At 64.9% G+C, this 18,955-nt stretch carries 9 protein-coding genes, 1 tRNA gene and 11 pseudogenes; 7 read left to right on the top strand and 14 right to left on the bottom strand.

From position 1 onward, the window contains the following. Position 1 precedes the first annotated feature (1 nt). The 3 genes and pseudogenes from E6W36_RS00210 to E6W36_RS22580 all read right to left on the bottom strand — a co-directional run bounded on the left by E6W36_RS00210 (position 2) and on the right by E6W36_RS22580 (position 1,869). A pseudogene (locus tag E6W36_RS00210) lies at positions 2–765 on the bottom strand (ABC transporter ATP-binding protein). Further along, positions 765–1,364 (bottom strand): annotated as a pseudogene (locus tag E6W36_RS17055) (MlaE family ABC transporter permease). Before E6W36_RS17055 ends, E6W36_RS00210 begins: the two co-directional pseudogenes overlap by 1 nt. Positions 1,365–1,488: 124 nt before the next feature. After that, positions 1,489–1,869, bottom strand: coding sequence for an STAS domain-containing protein (locus tag E6W36_RS22580; protein WP_222873384.1), 381 nt, complete (start codon positions 1,867–1,869; stop codon positions 1,489–1,491). Between the two features lie 113 nt (positions 1,870–1,982). On the opposite strand from E6W36_RS22580, the gene E6W36_RS00185 reads away from it, so the two are divergent. Continuing rightward, positions 1,983–2,648 carry a haloacid dehalogenase-like hydrolase gene (locus tag E6W36_RS00185; RefSeq protein WP_222873383.1) on the top strand — a complete coding sequence of 222 codons (666 nt, stop codon included), beginning with the start codon at positions 1,983–1,985 and terminating at the stop codon, positions 2,646–2,648. A 22-nt stretch (positions 2,649–2,670) separates the two neighbouring features. Here E6W36_RS00185 and E6W36_RS00180 read toward each other — a convergent pair. From E6W36_RS00180 to E6W36_RS00170, 3 genes and pseudogenes are all read right to left on the bottom strand, one after another. After that, positions 2,671–3,733 (bottom strand): annotated as a pseudogene (locus tag E6W36_RS00180) (glycosyltransferase family 4 protein). 18 nt (positions 3,734–3,751) lie between these two features. Beyond that, positions 3,752–4,599 (bottom strand): annotated as a pseudogene (locus E6W36_RS00175) (UDP-2,3-diacylglucosamine diphosphatase). Positions 4,600–4,986: 387 nt separating this feature from the next. Next, the gene (locus tag E6W36_RS00170; RefSeq protein WP_281277384.1) at positions 4,987–5,805 is read right to left on the bottom strand and encodes an N-formylglutamate amidohydrolase; all 819 of its coding nucleotides are present in this window, start codon (positions 5,803–5,805) and stop codon (positions 4,987–4,989) included. A 188-nt stretch (positions 5,806–5,993) separates the two neighbouring features. Here E6W36_RS00170 and cpdR point away from each other — a divergent pair, with 188 nt between their 5' ends. Together cpdR and E6W36_RS00160 are read left to right on the top strand one after the other, a co-directional pair. Next, positions 5,994–6,353 (top strand): cell cycle two-component system response regulator CpdR, encoded by a 360-nt coding sequence (gene cpdR / locus E6W36_RS00165; protein ID WP_222873382.1) that lies wholly within the window; start codon positions 5,994–5,996, stop codon positions 6,351–6,353. A gap of 63 nt (positions 6,354–6,416) precedes the next feature. Continuing rightward, a tRNA-Val gene (locus tag E6W36_RS00160) sits at positions 6,417–6,491 on the top strand. Between the two features lie 39 nt (positions 6,492–6,530). On the opposite strand, the pseudogene E6W36_RS19975 reads toward E6W36_RS00160, so the two are convergent. The 5 pseudogenes from E6W36_RS19975 to E6W36_RS00135 form a co-directional block, all read right to left on the bottom strand. Next, positions 6,531–7,988 (bottom strand): annotated as a pseudogene (locus E6W36_RS19975) (glycerol kinase). Positions 7,989–8,007: 19 nt separating this feature from the next. Further along, positions 8,008–8,579: pseudogene (locus tag E6W36_RS00150) on the bottom strand (3,4-dihydroxy-2-butanone-4-phosphate synthase). Between the two features lie 70 nt (positions 8,580–8,649). Then, positions 8,650–9,117 (bottom strand): annotated as a pseudogene (locus tag E6W36_RS00145) (NADPH-dependent FMN reductase); the annotation flags it as partial. A gap of 75 nt (positions 9,118–9,192) precedes the next feature. Continuing rightward, a pseudogene (locus E6W36_RS00140) lies at positions 9,193–10,670 on the bottom strand (glycerol-3-phosphate dehydrogenase); the annotation flags it as partial. Next, positions 10,603–11,564: pseudogene (locus E6W36_RS00135) on the bottom strand (YeiH family protein). The pseudogenes E6W36_RS00135 and E6W36_RS00140, both read right to left, overlap by 68 nt. A gap of 268 nt (positions 11,565–11,832) precedes the next feature. On the opposite strand from E6W36_RS00135, the pseudogene E6W36_RS22575 reads away from it, so the two are divergent. Beyond that, a pseudogene (locus E6W36_RS22575) lies at positions 11,833–13,058 on the top strand (MFS transporter). A gap of 119 nt (positions 13,059–13,177) precedes the next feature. On the opposite strand, the gene E6W36_RS21285 reads toward E6W36_RS22575, so the two are convergent. The 3 genes from E6W36_RS21285 to E6W36_RS21275 form a co-directional block, all read right to left on the bottom strand. Continuing rightward, a complete protein-coding gene (locus tag E6W36_RS21285) occupies positions 13,178–13,450 on the bottom strand; it encodes a hypothetical protein (protein WP_342776708.1) in 273 nt (90 codons plus the stop codon). 232 nt (positions 13,451–13,682) lie between these two features. After that, complete coding sequence (locus tag E6W36_RS21280) at positions 13,683–14,813, bottom strand: TonB-dependent receptor domain-containing protein (protein ID WP_342776721.1); 1,131 nt, start codon at positions 14,811–14,813, stop codon at positions 13,683–13,685. Beyond that, positions 14,723–15,457 (bottom strand): TonB-dependent receptor, encoded by a 735-nt coding sequence (locus E6W36_RS21275; RefSeq protein ID WP_342776720.1) that lies wholly within the window; start codon positions 15,455–15,457, stop codon positions 14,723–14,725. The genes E6W36_RS21280 and E6W36_RS21275 overlap by 91 nt, the downstream gene beginning before the upstream one ends. An 853-nt stretch (positions 15,458–16,310) precedes the next feature. Here E6W36_RS21275 and E6W36_RS21270 point away from each other — a divergent pair. From E6W36_RS21270 to E6W36_RS00115, 3 genes and pseudogenes are all read left to right on the top strand, one after another. Further along, a complete protein-coding gene (locus E6W36_RS21270) occupies positions 16,311–16,865 on the top strand; it encodes a hypothetical protein (protein WP_342776706.1) in 555 nt (184 codons plus the stop codon). Then, positions 16,784–17,911 (top strand): TIM-barrel domain-containing protein, encoded by a 1,128-nt coding sequence (locus E6W36_RS21265; RefSeq protein WP_342776705.1) that lies wholly within the window; start codon positions 16,784–16,786, stop codon positions 17,909–17,911. The genes E6W36_RS21270 and E6W36_RS21265 overlap by 82 nt, the downstream gene beginning before the upstream one ends. Continuing rightward, positions 17,912–18,903, top strand: a pseudogene (locus E6W36_RS00115) (LacI family DNA-binding transcriptional regulator); the annotation flags it as partial. Between the last annotated feature and the right edge of the window lie 52 nt (positions 18,904–18,955).

Below are 18,955 nucleotides of genomic sequence, written 5' to 3'. Positions count from 1 at the left end.
ACTACTCCCGTGCTGCGGCCGCCCGACCGCGCGGCCCTCGAAAATATTCCCGGATCCAGGGTGCGGATTTTCCAGCAGCTCCGGGATCGGTGCGACCGCCACCACCTTGCGGTCTGCGAGTACGGCGACGCGGTCGCATATCGCGAACAGCGTGTCGAGGTCGTGCGTGATTAAAAACACCGTGAGCCCAAGCAGTTCTCGCAGTTCGCGGATCAGGGCGTCGAAGGCGCTGGCGGCGATTGGGTCCAAACCTGCGGTCGGTTCGTCCAGAAACAGCAGGCTCGGGTCAAGTGCCAGCGCCCGGGCAAGGGCGGCGCGCTTGATCATCCCGCCAGAAAGCTCGACCGGGTATTTGGGTGCCGCGGACGGCGGCAGGCCGACCATTGCCAGCTTGTACCCAGCGATCTCGCCAAGCAGCGGCTCGTCGATCTCGGTGTGTTCGCGCAGTGGCGCCTGGATATTCTCGGCGACGGTCAGGGTCGAGAACAGCGCGCCCCGCTGGAACAGCACGCCCCACCGACGACGCAGCGCCACCGCCTCATCGTCCGACAGCTGCGAGAGCTGCTTGCCCTCGATGGCGATCGCGCCTGCTGCCGGCTGTTGCAGCCCTATGATGCTGCGCATCAGCACTGATTTGCCGGTCCCCGAGCCGCCGACGACGCCGAGGATTTCGCCGCGCCGGACGTCGAGCGAGAGGTCTTCGTGCACGACCTGGGTGCCGAAGCGGTTGACCAGGTCTCTGATCGTGATGATCGGCGCATCCATCAAATGCCGACCAGGGTCAGGAAGACTGCAAAGAAGGCGTCGAGCACAATCACCAGGAAAATCGACTGCACGACCGACGCCGTGGTGTGCCGCCCCAGCGACTCGGCATCGCCGCCCACTTTCATGCCCTCGAAGCATCCGGCGATGGCGATGATCGCCCCGAAAATCGGTGCCTTCATCATGCCGGCCCAGAAATCGTCAAGGTGAACGGCAAGCCGCAGTCCTTCCAGGAAGGCATTGGGCGAAATATCGAGCGAGACCCAGCCGAACACCATCCCCCGCGAGCGCCGTGAGGTTGGCGTAGATGGTGAGCAGGGGCAGGCAAATCACCAGCGCCAGCACGCGTGGCAGCACCAACGTGTCGACGGGGTTAAGCCCCATGGTCTGGAGTGCGTCGATTTCTTCCGTGATTTTCATGGAACCGATCTGCGCCGTGAACGCGGAACCGGAGCGACCGGCCACCATGATCGCCGTCATCAGCACGCCGAGCTCGCGCAGGGTCAGCAGGCCGATCATGTTGACCACGAACGACCTGCTCCGAAACGCTTGAGCTGGTACGCGCCTTGCTGGACGATCACCAGCCCGATCAGGAAGGACATCAAGCCGATGATCGGCAGGGCATTGAACCCCGTCTGTTCGATATGGCGGCTGAAAGCGGTCCAGCGCATCTTCTGCGGATTGGCGGCCAGCAGGCCGCCGCGGATGAGCACCATACCGACGAAATCAAGGAACTGACCGAAATTCTGTACGATGGCGACAGTCGCCCGGCCGATAAGGGCGACCTGCTGAACAAAGGCGGAGCCGGCGCGCGCCGGTGGTCGCACGGCCGGTCGAACCGGCCGATCGACTGCAGCAGGGCGGCATGATTGCGCCGCGCCCCGACTGGCTGACCTCGATGCCATCCGCCCGCCATTTCTGCTGCGTGCGATAGAGCAGCCAGGCACCTGCCGTATCCATGGACGTGACGTCGCCGAGCTCGAAGGTCGCCGGGGAATGGCGCTCCATGCTCTCCAATGCGGCCTCTACGTCTGCCGCCGATGCGACTGTCAAATCTCCAGCGAAACGGTAGGTCGCGCCGCCGCCGGGTTGCGGCTCGAGGCGCACGGGGAAGGCGGCGGGGCTTCGCGCTCGAACAACATGTCCTATCGCTAAAGCCTTTGCGCGCCAGTCACAAGCATGGCGGTTGCCGGGCTGGCGCGCGCCGGTATCGAAGGCGCGTGGCCAAACAAGCGATCGCCATCTACGACCTCGACCTGACCGTCACCCGGGTCGCAACCTTCACGCCGTTCCTGCTGTATGCGGTGGTGCGCGCACCGTGGCGTGCGCTGCTGGCGCCGCTCGCGCTGCCGGTTTTCGTCGCCTACGGCCTGAAGCTGATCGGGCGCTCCACCTTGAAATGCGCGCTGCTGCATCTGTTTCTCGGCCGCCCTCGACGCGCGCGGCTGGAGGCGTTGGCGGAGGGTTTCGCCGCGCAGGTCGACGACCGCTATATCCGGGCCGAGGCGCGCGCGCGGATCGCCGCTGATCGTGCGGCCGGTTGCCGGCTGGCGGTTGCGACGGCGAGTTCCGGCTTTACGTGCGTCCGCTGGCGCAGCGTCTGGGCTTCGACGATGTCCTCGCAACGGAAATCCCTATGCCGGCGACGGACGGCTACAACTCTGGCCGGCGCCGGAAAACTGCTATGCCGCAGCCAAGCGGCACCGGATCGAGGCGTATTGCCTGCAGCTCGGGGCGCGTGCGGCGCAGGATATCCGCTTTACAGCGACCACGCCAGCGATGCGCCGTCGTTCGAGGCGGCGGATCAGGCGGTTGTGGTCAGCCCGAAAGCAGGCTTTGCGCAGGACGCGTTACAGCGCGGCTGGCCTGTCGAGACCTGGCGTTGACACTCAATATGGGGCTTGCGGTTCAGGCTTCCTCATGCGGCAGCGGCGGGTCCGGCAGCGGCTGCAGCGCACTGATGAACTGGGCGATCGCGGCATCCCAGCTAAAATGTCGCGCATAGGCCTGGCAATCGGCGCGCGCGCACGTCAAGGCCTTGGAAATCGCCTGCGCGAAATCCGGGTCAACCCGCCGATCGGCGCGATCCAGCCGGGGACCACGCCGCGGCCGTCCTCACCGATCACGTCGAGCGGGCCGGGCACGGGAAGCCAGCGACCGGCACGCCGCTCGCCAGCGCCTCCACCATCACCAGCCCGAAGGTGTCGGTGAGGCTCGGGAACGCAAGCACGTCCGCGCCAGCGTAAGCGGCAGCCAGTTCGTCGCCATGGAGCGCGCCCAGAAACGTCACCTGCGGATAATCGCGCTTCAGCCGCTCAAGTGCCGGCCCGTCGCCGACCACCACCTTGGTGCCCGGCACAGGGGCTTTGAGAAAGGTCTCGATGTTCTTTTCGACCGCCACGCGCCCGACGCAGAGCATGATCGGGCGCGTCAGGTTGGCGTAGGCCGGGTGCGGTGCATGGCGCGGGGAAAACAGGCTGAGATCGACGCCGCGACTCCACAGCACGGTGTGCGGCAGCCCGCGCATCGCCAGCTCGGCGGCCAGGCGCGGCGTCGCTGTGAGGATGTTGCGCGAGGGCTTGTGGAACCAGCGCAGGTAGCGCCAGAACAGCTCCGGCGACAGCCCAGTGCGCGCGGACACATAATCCGGGAAGCGGGTGTGAAACGCGGTGGTGAACGGCAGCTTGTGGCGCACGCAGTAACGCCGCGCCGCGATGCCGAGCGGCCCTTCGGTGGCGATGTGGATCGCATCCGGTTCGAACTTGCGGATCATCCGGGCGACCTTGCGCCAGCGGGTCAGTGCCAGGCGGATTTCCGGATAGGTCGGGCAGGGGACCGACCGGAACTGGCTCGGCGTGATGGTCTGGACATGGTGCCCTGCGGCCTTGAGCGCCTCGACGGTCGTCACCAGGGTCCGGACCACGCCATTGACCTGCGGCGTCCAGGCATCAGTCACCAGGGTGAGTTTCACAGGGCGGGGCTCATTTTTCTACAGGACGTCCGCCGTCGCCGGCATGGGCTTGCTCTTGATGGCTGCTGCCTTCGCTGCGGCGTGCTGACGGGCGCGCTCGGCCCAATCCAACAGCTCGAGCCGTCCGTCCGCGTGCTCGACCAGCGCGGTGCAGCTCCACCCAGTCGCCATCGTTATAGTAGGTGATCGGCCCGAAAGAGCGGATTTCCGCCTTGTGGATATGGCCGCACACCACGCCCTGCACCTGCCGGTCCGCAGCAGCGTGCGCGACGGCTTCCTCGAAGCGGGACATGTATTCGACCGCGTTTTTCACCTTCTGCTTGAGGTATGCGGACAGCGACCAGTACGGCAGGCCGAACAGGCGCCGGATCGCATTGAACACGCCGTTGATCTTCAGCAGCAGAACGTAAGCGGCATCCCCAGGAAGGCGAGCCAGCGGGCATAGAGCACCACGGAATCGAACTCGTCGCCATGCAGCACCAGGAGCTTGCGGCCGTCCGCCGTCACGTGCACCGCCTCGCGCACCAGCTCGACGCCGCCGAGATTGAGGCCGACATAGGGGCGCAGCACTTCATCATGGTTGCCGGGGATGTAGAGCACGCGCGTGCCCTTCTTGGCTTTTTCAGTACCCGGCGAATGACGTCGTTGTGCGCATCCGGCCAGTACCAACTCTTCTTCAGGCGCCAGCCATCGATGATGTCGCCGACGAGATAGAGGGTTTCGCTTTCGGTCGATTTCAGAAAATCGAGCAGCAACCCTGCATTGCAGCCTGACGTGCCGAGGTGGGTGTCCGATATCCAGATGGCGCGATACCGCCGTTTGGCACGGGGATCGCCGTCGTCGTCTTCATGCCAGGACGGGCCAATGGGTTCCCCGGTGCACCCATGCCGCCAGGGGCTTTTCCGCCGTCATTTCCACTGCGGCGCAACATCGCCAGCATCGCTATCCTCAGGGCCGTTTGACTGTCTAGTGTCGTGGAATCGAAGTTCGCCACACCGTGATATTGGGTTGATAGCGAACTTCGATTCCAAAACGACACGAGAAACAATATCTTGCTCGTGTCCTTCTCGAATTCAAAATCCAACCGCGCCTGATATTGGGTGCAACGGATTTCAGATTCGGGACACAAGTAGCCGCTGTAACGGCAAAATCTGGTGGCGTCACCCAATTCTCTGTCTAGCCGTGGTCTGGACGGTGCAGATCGTCGTACCGACCGGCACAGCTTAGCATATGCGCCGTATGCAGGCGACACATCACGCATAGCGCCAGGCGGGTGCCGGCAGCAGCCGCGGCAGGTGTTGAACCAGATCGCGGACCAGCGCCTGGACGAGCGCCCCGACCGCTTCGAATCGGGCGTTCGGCAATCCGGTTGCTTCATCGAGATACGCCGCGCGCGACAGCTCGATCTGCAGCACATGCACCCCGACCGCGGGCTGGCCATAGTGCCGCGTGATGAAGCCGCCGGCGTAGGGCGCGTTCAGCAGCACCTGGAAGCCGCTGGCGCGTAGGCGATCAGCGACCCAGCGGCTGATGTTCGGGGCGCAGGAGCCGCCGTGAAGATCGCCGAGCACCGCGACAGGGCCGGGGCGGGTCGACGGACGCACAGCGGATGACGGCATCGAATGCCAGTCCAGCAGCACGGCATGCCCGAACGCGCGGCGCATGGCGCCGATCGTCGCGCCAAGTCGGCGATGGAAGGGCCGCCAGGCTTCATCCAGCCGTGCGCTCGCCGCACCATAGCTCAGCGGCGCGGGATAGATTTCCAGGCCGCCGCCCGCCACCCGCGGGATGACGCCCAACCCCGCCGACACGCGCGAGGAGGCGACGGGGCGAACACTCTCCGGCAGGTCGGGAATCAGCAACGGGTCGAGCTCCCGGTCGCTGCGGTTCAGATCGATGAAGCTGCGGGCGAACGTTGCGTTCAAAACTTGCGCGCCGCCGAGCTGGGACGAGTCATCGCCGAGCAGCCGGTCGACCAGACGATCTTCCGCGCGCTGCAGAACGTCCAGCGCCAATAGGGAACGTTCAAGAAAATCAACAGGATAAAACGCCCGCTGTGCGGCGACGTGCACAATACGGGCACAACGGGGTCCAGAGGCCCGCTCTGCCGATATGGCGCATCGGTCACGCCGCTATTGCCTGCGATGAACATGACAGTATGAATGGCCTCGGCACGCGAGTGACGCAATGTTAATTCCGCCGCCGCTATAGCGCGCGGAAAGCAGGCGGCACGTCCCGTGCGCCCAGAAGCTGCGAGATTATGGCCCGCATACTCCTTGCCGAAGACGACGATCTGATGCGCACGTTTCTGGCGCGCGCCATTGAGAAGGCGGGCCATAGCGTAACGGCTGTGGATCGCGGCACGGCGGCGCTGCCGTTGATCGCTTCCGGACGCTACGATCTGCTCCTGACCGACATCGTGATGCCGGAAATGGATGGCATCGAGCTGGCGCAGCGGGCGTCCACGCTTGCGCCCGACATGCGGGTGATGTTCATCACCGGGTTCGCCGCCGTCGCGCTGAGTCGCGCGCAGACCCAGCAGACGGCGCCGCGCGTGCTCTCCAAGCCGTTTCACCTGCGGGATCTCGTGGACGAAATCGACCGTCTGTTCGCCGCGTGATTATAGCCGGACGGGCTTGCCATCCCAGCGGCGACTGATTATAGGCGATCCCCTGCCAAACGGGGGCGCGTAGCTCAGTGGTAGAGCACTGTGTTGACATCGCAGTGGTCGCAAGTTCAATCCTTGCCGCGCCCACCATTCCTTCCCTGCATATCGAGCGATTTCCAGGACGCCGCCTCAAAGTCGGGCGAGCGCGGCCCGCCAGCCGCTGAGGCGCTTCTGGCGGACTTCCGGTGCCATCGACGGCATGAAGCTGTGCAAGCCCTTGCGCATCGCTGTTGCATCCTCGAGCGAGGCGAACACACCGACGCCGACGCCGGCCAGCATGGCGGCGCCCAGCGCCGTGGTCTCCACGAAATCCGGCCGCTCGACCGGCAGATCGAGGATATCCGCAAGATCCTGCGCCAGCCAGTCGTTTGCCGCCATGCCGCCGTCGATCTTGAGGCGCTCCCAGCGCACCTGGTCGGCGGCGAACGCCTCCTTCAGGTCATGGGCCTGCGTGCTGACCGACTCCAGCGCGGCACGGGCGATATGCGCCTTGGTGGTGGCGAAGGTCAGCCCGCTGATCTGGCCGGTCGCGTCCGGCCGCCAGTGCGGCGCACCAAGCCCGGACAGCGCAGGCACGAAGTACACGCCGCCGTTGTCGGGCACCGCGCGCGCCAGTTCCTCGGTCTCGGCCGCCGATGCCAGCATGCCGACACCATCGCGCAGCCACTTGATCAGGCTGCCAGCCACGAAGACCGACCCTCCAGGGCGTAATGACGTACGCCGCCGAGCTGGTGCAGCACGGTGGAGAGCAGGCGATGGCCTGAGCGCGGGATCACCGGGCCGGCGTTCGCCAGCACGAACGCCCCGGTGCCGAAGGTCGCTTTGGTGTCGCCGAGCCGCAGGCAGGCCTGGCCGATGGTGGCGGCCTGCTGGTCACCGGCCGCGCCGCAGATGGGGATTGCGCCGCCAAACAGCGCGGGATCGGTCATGCCGAGCGCGCCGGCGCAGTCGACGATCTGTGGCAGCGTGTGCCGGGGATACCGAACAGGGCGAGCAGGTCGGTATCCCAGTCCGCGCCGTCCAGCGCCAGCAGCATGGTCCGGCTGGCGTTGCTGGCGTCCGAGACATGCAGGCCGCCGGTCAAACGGAAGATCAGATAGGATCGACTGTGCCGAAGGCGAGATGCGCGCCAGCTTCCTGTACGGCCGGTACATTCTCCATCTGCCAGACCATTTTGGTCGCGCTGAAATAGGCGTCCAGCAGCAAGCCGGTCTTGGCCTGCACCACGGCTTCCTGGCCGGATTCACGCAGGCGTCGACAATGGGGCGCGGTTCGGCGGTCCTGCCAGACGATGGCGTGGCAGAGCGGCTTCCCGCTGCGCTTGTCCCAGGCGACCGTCGTCTCGCGCTGGTTGGTGATGCCGAGGGCAGCGATCCTGTCCGCGCCGCCGGCCTGCCGGACCATCTGCCGTGCGCAGTCGAGGGTCTTCTGCCAGATCCTCGGCATCGTGTTCGACCATGCCAGGGCAGGGCAATGCTGCACCAGTTCGCTGCGCGCCTCGCCCAGCATGGTGCCACACGCATCGATCAGCATGGCACGGGTCGAGGTAGTTCCTTCGTCGATCACGAGAAACACGGGCTTGGTCATGGCGGCTCCCCGGTGGTTGTTATGATGCGCCTCTCACGCGCAACTGGCGCAGCGCGACGATATCCTCGAGCGCGACGACGTCCAGCCCATGCTGCGCGGCTAGCTCTGCCGCATCCGTCGCACGCGCCATCGTTCCATCGTCCTTCATGACGGCGCACAGCACGGCGGCGGGCTGCAGGCCGGCAAGCCCCATCAGATCGACGGCGGCCTCCACGGCGCCGGACGCTCCAGCACGCCGTCTGGGCGAACGATCAGCGGGAAGATATGCCCGGGCGTCGTGATGTCGTCTGGTCCCGCATCCGGCGCAATGGCGGTCGCGATGGTGTGCGCGCGGTCGGCGGCCGAAATGCCCGTGGAGACGCCGCGCCGCGCCTCGATGGAAACCGCGAACGGGCGGCCGCTTTGCCGCTCCGGCGTCGGGTTCAGAAAGTCGATGCCGAGACGGCGCGCATGTGCTGGTGTCAGACCCAGACAGATCAAGCCGCGTCCGAATTTCGCCATGAAGTTGATGCGCTCCGGGGTGGCGTGCTCTGCGGCGACCGCGAAATCGATGTCGCCGCCGCGCAGGCGGTCACCTGTCAGGACGATCATGCCGCCACGACGGAGCCGGTCGAGCAGGGCTGAGAGATCCTGGGTCATGCGCGGGCCAGCGCCACGCCTTTCAGGACCTGACGTGCGACCAGCTCGAGCTGACCACGCACGGCATCGTCCCTGCACTGGCCCGCCGCGTCGAACAGATCGGCCGTTGTGCGGATGGCAGCCCCAGCGGAGTCGGCCAGCCGCGCAGCGCATGGGCGATGGTGCGCAGGGCGGACAGCGTGCTGACGGCTGCCTGATGGCCGTAGGCGGTTGCGATCAGGCCGACGGTACGTCCGTCAAGGTATGGCCGGTCGTCGCGCGCGAGGTCTTCGAGATAGTCGATGGCGTTCTTGACGAGAGCCGAGACGCCGCCGTGATAGCCGGGGCTGGCGATCAGGACGCCGTCAGCAGAGCGTGCCGCCTGCACAAGCCTGGCACCGATCTCGGACTGCATGGCCGCATCCGTGCCGTAGTGCGGCAAGGCCACCAGCTCTGTGCATGCAAAGACCTCGACCTCTGCGCCCGCCGCGCGGGCGGCCGCCACCGCGACGCCGAGCGCGCGCTCAGTCGACGAGCCCGGTTTGGTCGTGCCGCCGATCGCTACCAGCCGTATCATCGTCGCCCCCTTGTCTTTGAGATAAGCCTCGAGCGCCGCGCGCTCCGCCGCAGATAGCCGCAGCCCGAGTTTCGTGCGCCGCCACAGGATGTCGTCGGCGGTTCGCGCCCATTCCTGCGTCGTCAGATAGTCGACTTCGGCCTGGGTCAGGCCGTGGCCGAACCCCTGTTCAAGGTCCTGCGCGGTGCGAGCCTCCCCGAGCCAGGCAAATGCGCGTGTGCCATACTGGCGGGCCAGACGTGCGATCGTTGCGGGATCGATGAAAGGATAGCGGGCCTGCAGGCGCTGCTGCAACGCCGGGACGCCGTCGATCGGGAAGTCGCCGCCCGGCAATGGCCGGTTATCCGTCGTGGACGCCGTGGCCAGCACGGGCAGCCACGGGCGCAGCTTGTCGACTGCCGCCGCCGCCAGGTGGCGATAGGTGGTGATCTTGCCGCCGAACACGCTCAGCAGCGGGGCTTCCTGGCGCCACCGTCGACTCGCAGGGTATAGCCGCGCGTCGCCGCTTCCGGCTTGCCGGAGCCGTCGTCGATCAGCGGGCGCACGCCGGCGTAGGACCAGACGACATCCGCCGGCGTAAGCTTAGTGCGGAAGTAGCCGTTCGCGCCCTCGCACAGATAGGCGATTTCCTCCGGCGTCGCGTGGACGTCGTCGAGCGATCCGTGATGGTCTGCATCCGTGGTGCCGACCAGGGTGAAATCATCCTCGTAGGGGATGGCGAAGAAAATCCGCTTGTCCGGGAGCTGGAAGAAGTAGGCCCGGTCGTGGTCGTACAGTCGGCGTACGACGATGTGCGAGCCACGGACCAGCCGCATGCTCTGGGAAGTCGCCACATGCGCCCGCCCAAGCGCTTCCAGCACCCGCGGCCCGGCGGCATTGATAGCTGCACGCGCGAGCAGTATCCGGCCATCGCTGAGGGTTGCGCGCCAGAGGTCGTCAAGCCGCGCCAGTTGGATAAGCTCGGACCGGGTGTGGATTTCCGCGCCATGGTCGGCGGCATCGCGCGCATTCAGCACCACCAGGCGCGCATCGTCGACCCAGCAGTCGGAATATTCGAAGGCGAAGCGGAACTGCGGCTGCAGTGGCCGACCGGCGGCATCCTTGCGCAGGTTCAAGGTTCGCGTCGGCGGCAGGTGTTTGCGGCCGCCCAGATGGTCATAGAGGAACAGGCCCATCCGCAGCAGCCAGCGTGGCCGCAGGCCGGGGCGATAGGGCAAGACAAAGCGCAGTGGCCAGATGATGTGCGGTGCCACGGCCCAAAGCCGTTCGCGCTCGCTCAGGGCCTCGCGCACAAGCGCAAACTCGTAATGCTCCAGATAGCGCAGCCCGCCATGGATCAGCTTCGTTGACGCCGATGACGTGCCTTGCGCCAGATCGCCGCGCTCCACGAGCACGACCTTGGCGCCGCGCAACGCGGCATCACGCGCGATGCCGCAGCCGTTGACGCCGCCGCCGACAACCAGAAGATCGTAGACTTTGTCGGTCACAAAACCCCACCGCAAACGAAAGCGCCACCACAAACGCAACCAGCGTCGAGGCGGCGACCGGCATGACGCTGCGCCATCCCAGGGTCATGAGCAACCGGAGCTGCGACTTCATGGCGGTCGCAATCACTGCGAGCAACAGCATTGTCTTCGAGACGATCAGGCCATAGTGGCCGATAACCTGCGGCAAGGTTACCAGTGAATTCAGGCAGACCAGCCCGAAAAACGCCCAGATGAACCAGGGCAGGCGCATCGCGCTTTTAAGCGAGTGCCGGGGCTGGCCCGGCGCGCCAGCATCAGGCCGGCCACCGCCACCAGCGGGGCCAGCAGGGCGACTCGCGACAGCTTGACGATGGTGGCGATCTCGCCCGCATTCTGGGAATAGGCATAGCCGCCACCGATCGCCTGGGCGACATCGTGGATCGACGCGCCGATCAGGAACCCGGCCTGCTGGTCCGTCAGCTGCAGCGCCCCGGCCAGCAGGGGATAGAAGGACATGGCGACCGCGCTGGCACCGGAGATGGTCACCAGAGTCAGGGTGAACTGCGCCTGGCTGACCCGGTCCTTCCCGATGACGCCATAGAGCGCCAGTGCAGCGGAGGCGCCGCAGATTGCGGTTGCGCCGCCCGCGAGCACGCCTTCGGGGACAGGACGACTGTAGGCCCGCGCTGTCGCAATCCCGGCCGTCACCACGCAGGCCATGGTCAGCAACAGCCCGACAAAGGAGACGATGCCAAGGGCGTGAAACTGCGCGAACGTGACCTGCGTGCCGAGGATGACGATGCCAAGACGCAGGCAATTGGTGCCGGCGAAGTCCAGGCCCGGATGGATGCGCTGGTCACTGTTCATGAAATTGAGCGCAAGTCCCATCAACAGCCCCAGCACGATGATGGGCATGCCGTAATGTTCGCTGAGCCAGGAGGCTGCAAGTGCCGCAATGGAGACGACGACCATGCCATAGAGCCGCGCGTGTGCCTTTTCCGGCTTCGACGCTTCGGAGAGGTAGAGTTCGCCGAAAAGGTCCGCGGCGATGGGCGCGTTTGTGTCTTGCGGTGTCATATGCTCGCTTATAATGTTCCGTGCTGAGATGCTGCAATGAATAAATCCGCCGATCCGGATATTGAAAGGAACGGTTGCGGCCAGCGGGGAAGGACACGCCATGGACATGACCAAGCCGGCCAGCGAAGCCGGGGCAGCTCTGCGTTACGGTTTGATCGGGCTGATCTTTTCGCGACCGCTCTGAACTACGTCGACCGGCAGGTGCTTGCCTTGCTGAAACCGACGCTCGTGCAGGAATTCAACTGGACCGACCAGGATTTCGCGCACCTTGATCCGCATTCCAGCTCTCGGCAGCGTTCGCGCTCCTTGGCGTCGGCTGGTTCGTCGACCGGTTCGGGGTCCGGGTCGCCTACGGGCTGGCAGTGGCGGTGTGGAGTGCTGCCGGGATGGCGCATGCGTTTGCAGCAAGCGTGCAGCACTCGCGGCGCGAGTCGTGCTTGCGGTCGCCGAGTCCTGCAATACGCCTGCCGCCATGAAGGCCGCCGCGACATATCTGCCGATGCGGGAGCGAGCGCTGGGTATCGGCATCATCAACACGGCGCCCAACATCGGCGCCATTCTGACCCTGTTGCTGATACCGCCGCTGGCGCTGGCGTTCGGCTGGAAGGCGGCCTTCCTGGTGACCGGGGCGCTGGGATTTGTGTGGCTGGCGCTCTGGCTCGGCGCAACTCGTCGGCTGCCGGCACGCCATACGACCGCGAAGCGCAGTCCTGGTGCCTCGGTCCGGGAAATCCTCAGGACAGGCGCGCCTGGTCCGTGATCGGTGCCAAGGCGCTCACGGACCTTGTCTGGTGGTTCGTGCTGTTCTGGATGCCGGACTTCTTCCACCGGGAATTCGGCATGGATCAGGGGCAACTCGGCTATCCGATCGCCATCATTTTTCTGTTTGCAGCGGTGGGTGCGGTCAGCAGCGGTGGCCTGTTTGTGTTTCTGGAGGCGCGCGGGCTCGGCCTGAACAAGGCACGCAAGTACAGCATGCTGTTCTATGCGCTGGCAATCCTGCCGATGCCGCTGGCGCTCTCATCCGGCAACCCCTGGCTAGCGGCGGTTCTGATCGGGCTAGGTCTGTTCGCGCACCAAGGCTTCTCCACCGGTATTTTCGGCATGGCGACGGACACGGTGCCAACGCGGCAATTGGCGACGGTAATCGCGTTTGGCGGCATCGCGGGCAACCTGACGGGCACCGGCATGATCGAGTTTGCCGGCTGGTCGCTGCATGCGGGCCTGGGCTACACGCCGATGTTCGCCGTGTGCTCCGGCGCCTATCTTGCGGCGCTGGCGTTCATTCATGTGCTGCAGCCCAGAATGACCCTGGCGGACCCCGAGGGCTGAAGAAAGCCGTGCGACGCGGACGCCGCACGGCTGGAGGTCGGAGGGACATTTGTTTGTAATGTGCCTGATCGGCAGAGGGTTTAGCATCACGCTTCACCCTCGCCGACCAGACCGCAATCTCAGTCGAGGCGAATCCGCAGGTTGACGCCCACATAGCGATCGGCATCGCGCGGGATCAGCAGGCGCTGCCCGTTCGAGGTGTTCAGCGAGACATAGCTCTTGTCGAGGATGTTCCGCACCGTGAAGGTCACGCGGTATTTGTCATCCTCGTCCGACAAGCCGAAGCTGGCGTTCCAGATGCCGTATTGATCAATGGGGCCGCCTTCGCCGAGGTCCGAGAACTGGTCGCCGGTGTAGCTGTAGGAGGTGCGCAGATACGCGACCATCGGCACGCCGATCGACGACAGGGAACGTTCATAGTCAGAGGCGAGGTTGAAGCTCCACTTGGGGCCAGCGGCAGGCGCGTGCCGTCGCGGGCATCCGGGGCATTGGTCAGCGGGTTAGGATTGAAGCGCTGGACCTTGGCGTCTGCATAGGCAACGCTTGAACTGAGCGTCCAGCCTGGCAGAACCTTGCCGATTGTCTCGATCTCAAAGCCTGCAGACGTCACGGTTCCCGCATTGGTCAGGTTGGTAACGACGGCACCGTTGAGCAGAACGAAGTTGTTCGCCTGGAAGCCATCGTATTTGACGTAAAACCGGATGCGTTGACTTGCAGGCGGTTGTCGAAGAAGCGGCTCTTGATGCCGCCTTCATACGAATTCGAGGTTTCCTTGTTGATCGGTAGCGAGTTCGTCGGCGCGGTGTGGTTGAAGAAGACGTTGAAAGCCGGGCCTTTGTAGCCGCGTGTGTAGCTCGCGTAGAGCATCACGTCCTCGAACAGATCGAATTGCACAACCGCTTTGCCGGAGAAATTGTTGTTGCTGGTACGGCCCGTCGAGGTGTTGGTGCCGTTGCCGCCAGCGGCGATCGTGCCTCCTGCCGGGCTGCCGCTTACGCCGGGGCCGGTTGCCGGCAGGCCGGTCGTGGCGTTGACGCCGGGAGCGCGAATGTGGGTGAACTCGACGATGTCGCGGGTCCAGCGCACGCCGCCCGTGAAGCGCAGGCGCTCGGTGACATTGTAGGTACCCTGGCCGAAGAAGGCGAAGTTGTTGAAATTGACATCGCTGTTCGATGTGGCGGTCGGGAACAGGGTGTTGACCGTATCGGCGACGTTGCAGGGTTGCCCGCCGGTTACCGGATCGGTCGGCAGGGTGGTCGTCGCGCAGGTTATGTCGCGGCGGGTGAATTGCTGCTGGTTGTCGGAGTGCCACCAGAAACCGCCGACCTGATAGGTGAAGGTCTGGCTCTGGTCTGACGCCAGGCGGATTTCCGCGGAATACTGGTCGGTCTCGACGAAACCTTGGTCATGCAGCTCTGCTGTGCCGACCAGCGCGCGTGGCAGAAAGTCTCCCTCGCGGATTTCCGTGTTCTGCCAGTTGCGGAAGCCTGTAACCACTGTCAGCGTGTGGTCGAGCGGCAGGTTGAAGTCGCCCTGGAGCGTCGCGCTCCACTGGCGGTCGTGGGTTTCGGTGACAAGATTTTGATTGACCTCACGGACGTCCTCGCCGCGCGTGTTGTCGAAGCCCAGTTCCGCATCGAGAACTGCCCCGCGTGAGACGCCCGTCACTTCGGCGCAGCAATCGTCATCGGCTTCATAATAGTCGGTAATGAAGCGAAACTTGGCGAAATCCGCTGCTTTCCAGTCCAGCAGCAAACGTCCGCCACGATGCTCGTAGCCGTTGACGCGCTCGTCGCGCCCGCCAAAACATTGGTGATATTGCCGTCGTAGGTGCCATAGAATCCGGTGACGCGTGCGGTCAGATTTTCGGTGATCGGCCCGGCAAGGCTGACCCGCCCGCGGTATTCGGACGGTGCATTGAAACCAAGCTGCACGTCGCCTTCGAAGTCGTCGGTGCCGCCTTTGGAGACAATACTGAGCAGACCGGCCGATGCATTCTTGCCGAACAGGGTGCCTTGCGGGCCGCGCAACACCTCGATCCGCTCGACATCGACCAGATCGGTGAAGGCCTGGCCCGAGCGGCTGAGGACGATGCCGTCCACCACCGTCGACACACTTGGCTCGGCCGCCAACGAGAAACTGATGGTGCCGACCCCGCGCAGGACCAGCGCCGAGTTGGCGGAAGTGGTGCCCTTGCGGAACGTCAGCGACGGGACGATCTGGCCAAGCTGTTCCAGGCTGCTGGTACCGGAATTGATCAGGGCGTCGCCGCTGACGCTGGAGACGGAAATCGGCACATCCTGAAGATTCTGCGACACTTTCTGGGCGGTCACCACGATGGTGTCGAGCTGGGTTGCGCTTGCGTCTTCCTGTGCGAAGGCAGTTGACCAGGGCTGCACGCCAGGACGCTGGCTCCAGCAAGCAGCGTCTTTCGCAGGGTCGGGAATGTCATCTTCTGTCCTTCCTCTTTGCGGTTACGATCAAAAACTTCGGTGCGTTGGCGAGCGCTCCGTATTTGCCTTGTCTATCGCAAGCCATGCGTGACGCGGCCGGGCGGCAGGCGCATCGCCGGCTGGGGCTGCGCATCGCTGATAATGACCAAGACCATGAGATTGCACATTTAATGCGCTCAACTCCCCAAAATTGTTTTTCTTGGGTCATCGCAGACTGCGTGACCATTTAATTCTCGAGTTGCAGAATTGCCGGGGATATGTCAAGCGTTGTCATAAGCTGAGGCGTGGCCAGAGGACCTGGCGCTACGAGTGCCGCCGGGAGTGCAGCATCTGCGCCACAGTCAGCATGGGGAGTTGGCGTGAAGGCATCGATGGCGACGCATCTGCACTATTGTCAAACTGAAGGCGGGTTTGATCTGTCTTTCGGTGGTCAGCGGCTTATGCGGCATACATCCGACGCTCCGCTCGCAGCCATCGGCGTTGGTGCGCCCGACGTGATTATGGTGCGCGGCAACTTCGATCTGCGTGACGCGCTGCTCGAGGTGGTGGACCTTCGGCATGCGACGGTCGAGGCCATGCATGACGGCTTGAGAGTCCTCCTGGGCGAAGACGCGCAGTCCGCACCGCTCCTGACCCTGCGGATCGTCGAGTGCGGCGATAGCCTGCGGTTAGAGATCGCGGCGACGGATGCGCGCTTCAATCGCCTGTTTCTGAAGGTGGCGGCACTTCCCGATGAGCGTGTCTGGGGCGGCGGCGAGCAGATGTCGTACCTGAACATGCGCGGGCGTCGCTTTCCGCTGTGGACCTCCGAGCCGGGGTCGGACGCGACAAGACCACCGAACTTACGCGCGCCATGGATGCGCAGGGCATGGCCGGCGGCGACTATTGGACGACCAACTACCCGCAGCCGACATATCTGTCCTCGCGCCGCTATGCGCTACATGTGGACACCACAGCCTATACGCTTTTCGATTTCCGGGCTGATGACCATCATGGCATCGAAGTCTGGGCTGGCGGCTGCACGCTGGAAGTCTACGCGGCGGACAGCCTTGCCGGGTTGGTGTCGGTGCTCTCGGATCGGTTCGGGCGACAGCCACGCCTGCCGGACTGGGCCATCGCTGGTGCGATCATCGGACTGAAGGACGGTGCCAACAGCTTCGATCGTCTGGATGCAATCGTCGCGGCCGGGACGGTCGTCACCGGCCTCTGGTGCGAAGACTGGGTCGGCATACGCCAGACCAGCTTCGGGCGCCGCCTGTTCTGGGACTGGACGTGGAGCCCGACGCGCTACCCCAGTTGGACACCCGGATCGCGGAACTCGCGCAGCGGGGCATCCGTTTTCTCGGCTATGTGAACCCGTATCTTGCTGTGGACGGCGCGATGTACGGCGAGGCGGCAGCCGCCGGCTATCTGGCGCTGCGGCAGGATAGCGACCAGCCGTATCTCGTCGACTTCGGCGAGTTCGATTGCGGCGTGGTGGACTTCACCAATCCGGCTGCCAGTGCCTGGTTCGCGGACCGGGTGATCGGGCGGGAAATGCTTGATTTCGGTCTCAGCGGCTGGATGGCGGATTTCGGCGAATATCTGCCGACCGACGTACGTCTGCACTCCGGGCTTGATCCCATGCTTGCGCACAATGCCTGGCCGGTGCTCTGGGCGGAGGTGAATGCGCGCGCCATCGCGAGCCGCGGCAAGCGCGGTGAGGCGGTGTTCTTCATGCGGGCAGGCTGGAGCGGCGTTCAGGCGCACTGTCCGCTACTCTGGGCCGGCGACCAGAGCGTCGATTTCACCCGCCATGACGGTATCGGCACCACCATCTGCGCGGCATTGTCCGCAGGCCTGGTCGGCAACGCCTACAGCCACAGCGACATCGGCGGCTACACGAGCCTGATGGGCAATGTGCGCACGCCGGAACTGCTGATGCGCTGGGCGGAACTGGCGGTGTTCACGCCGGTCATGCGCACGCACGAAGGCAACCGGCCGGACGAGAACCTGCAGATCGACAGCAGCCCGGACATTCTCGCGCACTTCGCACGCCAGACGCGCCTTCATGCGCAGCTGGCGCCATACACCCGCTTCGTCTGCGATCAGGCGGAGGCGACCGGCCTGCCGGTGCAGCGACCGCTGTTCCTGGCATTCGAGAGCGACTGTGCATGCCGCGACATCCAGGACCAGTATCTGTTCGGCCCCGACGTTCTGGTGGCGCCGGTTTTGGTGGAAGGCGCGCGCACCCGCTTGCTTTACCTGCCGCCGCACGACTGGGTTCACCTGTGGACCGGCCAAGCCTATCGTGGCGGCTGGGTGGAGGTTGATGCGCCGTTGGGGCGGCACCGGCCTTCTTCCGGGCTGACAGCAGCTTTGCGGCGCTGTTCAGGAGTTTGCACGAGAATGGGGGCTTGAATGACTGAACGTGCAACGATTCGTGATGTTGCGTTGCGTGCCGGCGTTTCCGTGAAAACGGTCTCGCGCGTCTTGAACAAGCATCCCTATGTCAAGCCAGCGACGCGCCAGGCCGTCGAGAATGCCATGGACACGCTCGGGTTCCGCCCGAGCATTGCAGCGCGCATTCTTGCCGGAACCAATTCGGGGCAGGTGGCGCTGATCTATGACAATCACAGCCCGTACTACATCCATCAGATCCAGGAGGGCTGCTGGAGCCGCTGCCACGAGGAGCGCGTGCGCCTGCTGGCGCAACCGGTCGATGTTGCGGATCCGGGTGTCGGCGAGCAGGTCCGCGGCCTGATCGCCGAGACCCATGTGGACGGTGTTGTGCTGTCCTCACCGGTCACCGATTGCGTGCCGGTGCTGGAGGCGCTCGAGCAGACCAAGATTCCGTTTGTGCGTATCTCGCCGGGCACCAACCGTTCGCTCACGTCATCCGTGTTCATGGACGATGTGCAGGCGGCGGACGATCTGACCACCTACCTCATCAACCTTGGCCACCGGCGCATTGCGTTCATCATCGGCCATCCGAATCACACGGCCAGCAATGAGCGCCTGTTCGGCTACCGGCGTGGGCTGGACCGGGCAGGCATTTCCTATGAGCCGCAACTGGTGGCGCAGGGCCTGTTCGATTTTGCCAGCGGCGTTGCGGCGGAGAAGTTCTTCGCGCTGCCGAACCGTCCCACGGCGATTTTCGCCAGCAACGACGATATGGCAGCGGGGGTGCTGGCGACGGCGCACAGGTATGGCATCGCGGTCCCGCGCGAAGTCTCGGTCGCCGGCTTCGACGACACCACGCTGGCCCAGGTGGTCTGGCCGCCGCTGACCACCGTCCGCCAGCCGACCGGGAACTGGCCTACACGGCGACCGACCTGCTGCTGACTGGCGCAGCCATGGAACACCGCCGCCTCGCGCATGAAGTCGTCAAGCGTGCCTCCACGGCAGCGCCAGACTCACGCCCGAGGCAGGATACAGCCGGCGCCGCCCGCAAGACGTCTTCAA

Origin of the sequence: Hankyongella ginsenosidimutans (genome assembly GCF_005144965.1) — a bacterium.
GTDB classification, from domain to species: domain Bacteria; phylum Pseudomonadota; class Alphaproteobacteria; order Sphingomonadales; family Sphingomonadaceae; genus Hankyongella; species Hankyongella ginsenosidimutans.
The sequence above is the reverse complement of the archived record's forward strand: the minus strand, read 5'-3'. Positions and strand labels throughout refer to the sequence as shown.

Coding starts and splice junctions, on each gene's coding strand:
- cpdR (WP_222873382.1), top strand. CDS start 5,994: ATGGCCCGCATACTCCTTGCCGAAGACGACGATCTGATGCGCACGTTT.